Annotated in this window: 7 protein-coding genes; 1 reads left to right on the top strand and 6 read right to left on the bottom strand. The window is 39.3% G+C overall.

Annotated features, from left to right (window positions below):
• A partial coding sequence (locus RWZ05_RS06290) for an IS256-like element ISVat1 family transposase (protein ID WP_314642999.1) occupies positions 1–966 on the top strand: 966 nt, incomplete at its 5' end.
• A gap of 177 nt (positions 967–1,143) precedes the next feature.
• Here RWZ05_RS06290 and RWZ05_RS06285 read toward each other — a convergent pair.
• The 6 genes from RWZ05_RS06285 to RWZ05_RS06260 all read right to left on the bottom strand — a co-directional run bounded on the left by RWZ05_RS06285 (position 1,144) and on the right by RWZ05_RS06260 (position 8,484).
• Positions 1,144–2,415 carry an O-acetylhomoserine aminocarboxypropyltransferase/cysteine synthase family protein gene (locus tag RWZ05_RS06285; protein WP_314642998.1) on the bottom strand — a complete coding sequence of 424 codons (1,272 nt, stop codon included), beginning with the start codon at positions 2,413–2,415 and terminating at the stop codon, positions 1,144–1,146.
• 302 nt (positions 2,416–2,717) lie between these two features.
• The gene (gene metA, locus RWZ05_RS06280) at positions 2,718–3,677 is read right to left on the bottom strand and encodes a homoserine O-succinyltransferase (RefSeq protein ID WP_314642997.1); all 960 of its coding nucleotides are present in this window, start codon (positions 3,675–3,677) and stop codon (positions 2,718–2,720) included.
• An 84-nt stretch (positions 3,678–3,761) separates the two neighbouring features.
• Positions 3,762–4,946, bottom strand: a complete 1,185-nt coding sequence (locus tag RWZ05_RS06275; RefSeq protein ID WP_314642996.1) for a MalY/PatB family protein — start codon at positions 4,944–4,946, stop codon at positions 3,762–3,764.
• Between the two features lie 10 nt (positions 4,947–4,956).
• Entirely contained in the window at positions 4,957–6,090 is a 1,134-nt protein-coding gene (locus tag RWZ05_RS06270) for a PLP-dependent aspartate aminotransferase family protein (protein ID WP_314642995.1), read from the bottom strand.
• Positions 6,091–6,242: 152 nt separating this feature from the next.
• Positions 6,243–6,746 carry an ECF transporter S component gene (locus tag RWZ05_RS06265; RefSeq protein WP_060923886.1) on the bottom strand — a complete coding sequence of 168 codons (504 nt, stop codon included), beginning with the start codon at positions 6,744–6,746 and terminating at the stop codon, positions 6,243–6,245.
• A 271-nt stretch (positions 6,747–7,017) separates the two neighbouring features.
• The gene (locus RWZ05_RS06260) at positions 7,018–8,484 is read right to left on the bottom strand and encodes a DASS family sodium-coupled anion symporter (RefSeq protein ID WP_314642994.1); all 1,467 of its coding nucleotides are present in this window, start codon (positions 8,482–8,484) and stop codon (positions 7,018–7,020) included.
• Between the last annotated feature and the right edge of the window lie 104 nt (positions 8,485–8,588).

Below are 8,588 nucleotides of genomic sequence, written 5' to 3'. Positions count from 1 at the left end.
TTGAATTGGTTATTCAGTACCGATATTCAAGCTGATATGCCTGGTAAAGGTCGTACATTTAGGCGTAAAACCGCTAAATTTTGGTCCATATGGCCATTGCCACCAATAGTGGAAGAAGTACATGATGTGGTATATCTTGATGGAATTTACTTATCTAGGAATTTATGTGTGTTGATTTGTTGCAATGATACTCATGTTCTAGGATGGTATGTCTGCCGTTATGAGCATGCTAGAGCTTGGCAGTGCTTAATGGAACGGATTGTTGAACCTAAAGTCGTTGTGTCTGATGGTGCTAATGGTTTACCTAAAGCATTACGGAAAGTTTGGCCTCATAGTAGCCACCAAAGATGCCTATTTCATATTTTTTGTCAGGTTAGACGATATACGACAAGTAGACCTAAAACGTTAGCTGGGAAGGACCTTTATAGTCTTGCCAAAGCTTTATTTAATGTGAAAACAATGGATCAAGCCTTTATATGGATTAATGAGCTTTCAGCGTGGCGCATGACATATTCTGATTTTTTACGAGAAATGACGATTGATGAATTTGGAAACAAACGCTCTACACATGAGCGTTTGCTTAAAGCTGAATCATCATTATGGCGCCTGATTAGGCAACAAACTTTATTTACATTTTTGGAATGCATTGATATTACAGTACCTACAACAAATAATCGTATTGAAGGTGGAGTAAATGCTCAACTAAGAAGTATGTTACGGGCTCATAGGGGCCTTTCACTTGAAAGAAGACTAAAAGCGGTCTATTGGTGGTGCTATATGCACTCACCAAGACCGCTTTCTATTTCAGATATATTAAATTGTATGCCTACAGATGAATCAATTGCTGCTATCTACAAACGGTTATCTGATTATTGCCAAATAGATCGTTCAATCCCTCAATGGGGGGATGCTCCTGTTTGGAATGAGCTACATATGTCTACAGATTTTCCAACTTATTGGGATTAGTCACACACACTTTTTGTCCTATAACCCCAAAAATACCTCCCACAGGGGAGGTATTTTGTATAAGTTTTATAGGTTTGATAGTTCTTTGTTCTATTTCTTAAGCGAGGTCTAGCTTAAGGATGTCATTTGTATGTTCTGAAAGTTTGATCTATAGTTTTCCCAATGAGATTTAAGAGATTATGCTTTATCTAAAGCTTGTGCCAAGTCTTCGATGATGTCATCAATATTTTCAAGGCCGATAGATACACGTACCATATCTGGTGTTACACCAGCAGATTTTTGTTGTTCTTCATTAAGTTGTGCATGTGTTGTAGATGCAGGATGAATAACAAGGGATTTAGCATCTGCTACGTTAGCAAGGTTAGAGAAGATTTCCAAGGAGTCTACAAGTTTAATACCTGCTTCTTTACCGCCTTTTACGCCGAATGTGAATACAGCACCAACGCCTTTAGAGAAGTATTTATCAGCTAAAGCTTTGTATTTGCTATCTTCTAATTCTGGGTAGCTTACCCATGCTACTTTAGGATGTTTACTCAAGAAGTCTACTACTTTACGAGCATTTTCTACATGACGTTCTACGCGCAAGGACAATGTTTCAATACCTTGCAAGATTTGCCATGCTGCAAGTGGTGTAATGCAGGCACCAGTATCACGAAGCAATTGAGCACGGATTTTTACAGTGAATGGGATTGGCAAATCACCAAATACTAAACCATTATAGTGTTCGTCGCCTTCAGCGAAACTAGGGTATTTACCAGAACCTTTATAGTCGAATTTACCAGATTCTACTACTACACCAGCTAATGTTGTACCGTGACCACCAAGATATTTAGTAGCAGAATGTACAACTACGTCAGCACCGTGTTCTAATGGACGGAACAAGTATGGAGATGCAAATGTGTTATCTACGATCAAGATGATATTGTGTTTATGTGCAATATCAGCAACTGCTTGTACATCGATAAGGTTAATACCAGGGTTACCGATGGATTCGATATAAACAGCTTTCGTATTTTCATCAATAGCTGCGTCGAATTCTTCCAAATTATCAGGGTTTACGAATTTAGTGTGAATACCAAAACGTGGTAATGTAGCAGTGAACAAGTTGTAAGTACCACCATACAATGTAGATGCAGCAACAATATTATCGCCAGCATTTGCTACGTTCAAGATAGAATATGTAACCGCTGCAGAACCAGATGCTACTGCGATACCAGCTGCACCACCTTCAAGTTGTGCCACACGAGCATCCAATACATCAGTCGTAGGATTGCCAAGGCGTGAATAAATACCGCCAGGATTAGTTAAGGCAAAACGACCTGCTGCTTCTTCTGCATCTTTAAATACGAAAGATGTAGTTTGGTAAATAGGTACTGCACGAGAACCTGTTGGATCTACCGTATGACCGGCATGTAATTGTAATGTTTCAAATCTGTATTGTTTACTCATTGTGACAACTCCTTTATGTTAACTATACATTAACTTCATTCTTTATACCTAGTATAGTACTATGCTTTAAAAATTATGTCTACTATTTTTTATATGAACTTATCCATAACTTAAAACTATGGTGGACTTTAAAAGTCGCTAAGTTGTTTCTAACCCTCCAAGCGAGCCAAATAACTTTATAAATGAATGAGTTAAATAATTTTCTAAATGAACACACCAAAAACCCCTAATCACTTCTAACTGACTAGCTCATATTAGAGACCTTCAGAAGTAATTAGGGGCAATAGTTACATACGATAGTTTTAGATATAAGCACCTAAATTTTTATCCCGTTCAAATTTCATTTTTTGTATTTGTTCAATGATGTACGGTGTTTCTTGATATACATAGTAATTTAGCCAGTTTGTAAATAACAATGTACTTACAGATCTCCAACGTACAACTGGCCGTTGTTTTGGATCATCATCGGGGAAGTAATTTTCAGGAACTGCAATATCCAACCCCTTGTTAACGTCTCGTACATATTCACGATTAAGTGTATCCCAGTCGTATTCAGCGTGACCAAATACAAAAATGTGTTTGTTATCTAAACTACGAACGATAGCTGCACCTGTAGGTTCAGAGCCAGCTAAGAGTTCCAAATCACGGTTTTCTTTAATTTGTTCTAGTGAAACCGTTGTATGACGGGAGTGTGGCATCCAGAATTTCTCATCAAAACCACGTAATAATACGGGACGATCATTATAGATATCATGTTCATACACACCAAATAGCTTTTCATCCATAATGGATTTATTGATACCAAAGTGATGATACAAACCAGCTTGAGCACCCCAACAGATATAGAATGTGGAGTATACATGCTCCTCGCCCCAGTTCATGATTTCTACTAGCTCAGACCAATAATCTACCTCTTCAAAGGGCATTAATTCTACAGGAGCTCCGGTAATAATCATGCCATCAAAGAACTCATCTTTCACCTCATCAAAGGTGCGGTAGAAAGTGTCTAAATACTGCTCATCTGTATTTTTTGCCTTACGAGATGCAGTATGTAACAATGTTAAATTCACTTGCAAGGGGCTATTACTGAGAGCACGCAAAATTTGTGTTTCAGTCACTTCTTTAGTAGGCATCAAATTGACTAGCAAAATTTGCAAAGGTCGGATTTGTTGATTCTCCGCCCGTTCTGTATCCATAACGAAAATGTTCTCTTGAGCTAATTTCGTAATGGCCGGTAAATTCTTTATTACTTTAATAGGCATATTATCACCTCTATACACTAAACAATTTGATAACCTAATCTAAACAATATAACTAAGCTACTCTAAATAATTTAACTAAGCTTATTAAAAGCCTTTAGCCTCGTAAGCACGACGCCAAGCTTCGAGACCTTCTTCTAATGTTTTACGAGGACACGCTACGTTAATACGTTCGAAGTCTTCCCCATCTACACCAAACATGGAACCAGTATCAAGCCACAGTTTAGCTTCATTAATAATCCATTCATCACGTTCCTTAGGGCTTAATGGCAACTTAGAACAATCTAACCACATAAGATATGTGCCTTCCGGACGGTATACGTGAATTTTCGGCATATATTTTGCGACATAATCAATGGTGAACTGGATATTATCTTGAATGTATTCTTTCAATTCATCGAGCCAAGGTGCCCCTACTTTATAGGCCCCTTCACAGCCAACGATCCCCATTGTATTTAACTGACTATAACCAGCGCGGTCGATTTCTTTGATAAAACGACGACGCAAGGAGTCATTAGGAATGAAAATATTACTTACTTGAAGACCAGCGATGTTGAAAGTCTTACTAGGTGCTGTACATACGATGCAATGCTCTGCATAGCTTTCACCAAGATTAGCAAAGACCTTATGCGTATGGCCTTTCCATACAAAGTCAGCGTGAATTTCATCGCTTACGACGAGTACATTATGTTTAATACAAATATCGCCAAGTTGTTTTAACTCGTCCTCAGTCCATACGCGGCCTACAGGATTGTGGGGATTACACAAGAGGAATAATGTAACATTTTCCTCAACGATAGCCCGTTCAATCCCCTCAAAATCAATAGTGTACTTCTCTTCGCCTTTAATTAATGGCACATTGATGAGGCGACGGTCGTTATCATCGATAACCATACTAAATGGATAGTATACCGGTTGGTTGATGAGTACCCCTTCACCTTCCTTGGTGAAAGCGCGAACAGCCATGGCCAAAGCAAATACGATGCCTGGAGTTTTAACGAGCCATTTTTGCTCTGGCGTCCAGTTAAAACGCGTACTAAACCAATTTTTCAAAACATCAAAATACTCATCATCAGACTCGGTATAACCAAATACGCCATGGTTTACGCGGTCCAATAGGATTTGCTTTAACTCAGGTGGGACCTCAAAGTCCATGTCTGCTACCCAGAATGGCAACACATCAGCTGGTTTACCTCGTTTTACTGCAAAATCGTATTTTAAAGATTTTGTATGAGTTCTATCTAAAATTTGATCAAAATTATATTGTCCCATAGGAACTCCTTTATTTATTGAAAGCTTGTTCCAAATCTGCAATCAAATCGTCTGTGTCTTCAATACCTACAGATAGACGCAATAAGCGACGTGTAATCCCTTTACGCTCTGCATCTTCAGGTTTTAAATCTGGATGTGTTTGCGTTACAGGGTATGTCAACAAGGACTCTGTACCACCAAGGCTTTCAGCAAATTGAATAAGCTCAATGCCTTCTAATACAGTTTTAGCTGTTTCTTCGCTATCTACTTCGAAGGACAACATCCCACCAAAGCCAGTCGTTTGAGCTTTATTAATTTCATAGCCTGGATGTTCAGGAAGACCTGGGAACAACACTTTTGTAACTTTAGGTTGTTTTTTGAGCCATTCAGCAAGAGCAATGGCATTCTTTTGGTGTTGCTCCATGCGAAGTGCCAAGGTTTTAACACCGCGGATAACGAGCCAGCTATCCATAGCAGATAAGCAAGCACCTACAGTTTTGTATGTTAAGCGCAATTTCGCAGCCAATTCATCGTCTTTTACAATGGTGAAGCCAGAAATTACATCATGATGACCACCGATGAATTTTGTACCACTATGAACAACAATATCTGCACCCAAAGTCAATGGTTTTTGGAAGTATGGGCTCAAGAATGTATTGTCGATGATTACTAGTGCATTACGCTCATGGGCCAACGCACAAAGTGCACGAATATCGGTAATTTCCATCATAGGATTGGTAGGTGTTTCAATATAAACAGCCTTTGTATTCGGTTTGAAAGCTGCTTTCACCGCATCAAGATCAGACGTACCAACATAGGTGAACTCAATGCCGTTTTGTTCGTAAATATTTGTAAACATACGGATAGAACCGCCATATAAATCATCGCCTAAAATGATGTGGTCTCCAGGGGAGAATAGATGGAATACTGCATCCACTGCGGCCATGCCAGAGGAGAATGCCAATGCATCCGTACCTTCTTCAAGGCCTGCTATTAATTGTTCCAAACGATCTCGTGTTGGATTAGATTCACGCGTATATTGGTAACCTGTTGTATCACCCAACCGTGGATGGGAAAATGTACTAGACATATAGATTGCAGGGGAAATCGCACCAGTACTATCTGGTCTACCACTGCCATGAACGCATTTTGTATTAAATTTCATTCCATTCAACTCCTCATATTTGTATACAATATATTAATTATAAAAGTAGACAATGACTAAGGTCAACAAAAATGGGCACTCATACCGTGTGAGTGCCCCTAAAAAGTCATATCTATTTTGAATGGGTTGTCATAACTCTAAGTTAAGTTAGACTAATTTTTAGTACGCTTTGTAATAAGTAGCGCCAGAATAATACCTAAAGAAGATGTTACCAATTGAGGCCAACTAGATACGAACAACATAGTGTTTACAATCTTTGGTGGGAATTGGAACAGTGAAAAGAACAAAGAATATCCCCCAAAGAGAACACCTGCTTTCACTAAAGCCGCCACAATGATAAGCAATACCTTAGGTTTATATTGTAACCAATACGCCACAAACACATAAGCTGTCGTGCCAAGAGCCGTAATCAAAATGAACGGCGGCAACGGCAACATACCTTGTAAATGCGCCACTACTGGTGCAATCCAAGCAATAACAAGACCATTCTTCCATCCATAGCGCCATGTGGCAAGTACAAAGGTTGCAGACGTAATGGACCCGATGAGGAACATGCTCACCTGATTAGGAATAAATGGGAAAATAAGGCGCAAGCTTTGCGCCAATAAGGCTACGGCTAATAATAGACCTGTGCCCGTAATAGACTTTGTAGACATAAGAACCTCCTACTATACGATATAGATTTTACAAGAGGTACCTACCTCATATACTATTGACTGAACAACATGCTCAGACGTAGACATAATAATAAATATCTCCATCAGAATGCATAGATAAGAAATTTACCATCCCAACATTATTATATTTTTTTTTTTAGATTTGTCGAGCTTTGTCAAAATTTGCCATTTTAACATAGAAGAAGCCGCCATATGTCTATCTAGCGACTTACAGCGAATGGAGCGCAGAGAGACATATGGCGGCGGAAAGTTATCCTAAAAGTGGCATTACGAACTGAATCCATGGAATCCCCACCACGATAAAGATAGTGAGGTAGATAATCCCAAAGATAGCACCCAATTTCCAGAATTCAGGACCTTTGTTATAGCCACTAGCAAACCAGATTGGGCTGTGACCAGTACCATATGGAGTAAGGATACCCATAATCCCCATTGGTAATAAAAGAATCAACATAACTTGCGCTGGATCAACGCCAGGAATTTGAAGAATTAGAGTAGCAAATAAGCCTACCATAGCCGTTACATAAGCAGTACCAGATGCAAAGAAGTAACGAAGCAAGCAGAATGCTAATAACAAACCAAGAACTGCCATAGTCGGATCTAGAGAAACAAAAAAACCGCCAGCAGATTTAGCAAGCCATTCTAAGAATCCTACGTTTTTAAGAGCAGAAGCCATAGGTACAAGTGTAGCGAACCAAACCAAAACATTCCATGCTGGTTTGTTAGCAAGGAAGTCTTGCCATGTCATAATCTTAGTCAAAATCATCAAGATAATAACAATTAAAGCTGTTGTAGTTGGGTTTACTTTAAATGTAGAAGCACCAACCCACAATACAAGAGCCAATACAGAAATCAAGGCCATGATAATTTCACTGCGAGTCATGGAGCCTAATTTCTTGTACTCATCCTTTGCCCAGGCTGCAATTTCAGGGGAGCCTTTTACTTCTGGTTTACAGAATACATAGGTCAACAATGGAGTGATGATGAACAAGATAATGCCTACTGGCAAGAACGCTAAGAACCATGTGCCCCAGTTTGCCACTACGATACCAGATTTCGCAGACAATTCAAGAGCCAATGGATTTGGCGCTGCGCCAGTCAAGAAGATGGAGCTAGATACACATGTAGTTGCCAACGCTACCCAGTTCAAATAGGAACCAATTTTACGAGGGTTCTTATCTGGATAGGAATCAAACATTGGACAAATACTAGATACGATTGGGTAAATCGTACCACCAGAACGAGCCGCATTACTTGGGATGAACGGCGCCAATACAAGGTCCGTAATAGCGATGGCATAACCAAGACCCAAAGAGGATTTGCCAAGCTTAGCAACGAGGAACAAGGCAATACGGCGACCAAGGCCAGAGTTTTCATAACCGATACCAATCATGAAAGCGGCGAAAATCAACCACACAATAGCATTAGAGAAACCACTGAGGCCCCAACTGATAGCTTGTGCATCAGTAATCACTTTTGCAACACCAGTTGCTTTATCTACAACAGGTGCAGGACCAACCTTAAACAACATAGACACGGTAACAGCAATGATACCGATAAAAGCTGGTGGCATTGGTTCTAAAATTAAACCTACCACGAGGCCAGCGAAAATACTTACGTAAATCCAAGAATCTGCGCTAAGGCCTTCAGGTGCACCGATGAGCCATACAAGAATAGCTACTACAAGCGGTGCAAATAATTTCCAATTTACTTTCATTAGAAACTCTCCTTACTACTTCAAAACAAAAATTGCAAAAAATGCCTATTTAGTATATCAAAAATTTTAATAAGATGATATAAACTCAATTATAATACTTATTA

This window comes from uncultured Veillonella sp. (assembly GCF_963543145.1).
In the GTDB taxonomy this organism is placed as follows: Bacteria; Bacillota; Negativicutes; order Veillonellales; family Veillonellaceae; genus Veillonella.
This window is presented reverse-complemented; position numbering and strand designations above follow the sequence as displayed.

Bases quoted from the DNA above. Each gene is read 5' to 3' on its own strand.
- RWZ05_RS06285 (WP_314642998.1), bottom strand. From the start codon at position 2,415: ATGAGTAAACAATACAGATTTGAAACATTACAATTACATGCCGGTCAT.
- metA (WP_314642997.1), bottom strand. From the start codon at position 3,677: ATGCCTATTAAAGTAATAAAGAATTTACCGGCCATTACGAAATTAGCT.
- RWZ05_RS06275 (WP_314642996.1), bottom strand. From the start codon at position 4,946: ATGGGACAATATAATTTTGATCAAATTTTAGATAGAACTCATACAAAA.
- RWZ05_RS06270 (WP_314642995.1), bottom strand. From the start codon at position 6,090: ATGAAATTTAATACAAAATGCGTTCATGGCAGTGGTAGACCAGATAGT.
- RWZ05_RS06265 (WP_060923886.1), bottom strand. From the start codon at position 6,746: ATGTCTACAAAGTCTATTACGGGCACAGGTCTATTATTAGCCGTAGCC.
- RWZ05_RS06260 (WP_314642994.1), bottom strand. From the start codon at position 8,484: ATGAAAGTAAATTGGAAATTATTTGCACCGCTTGTAGTAGCTATTCTT.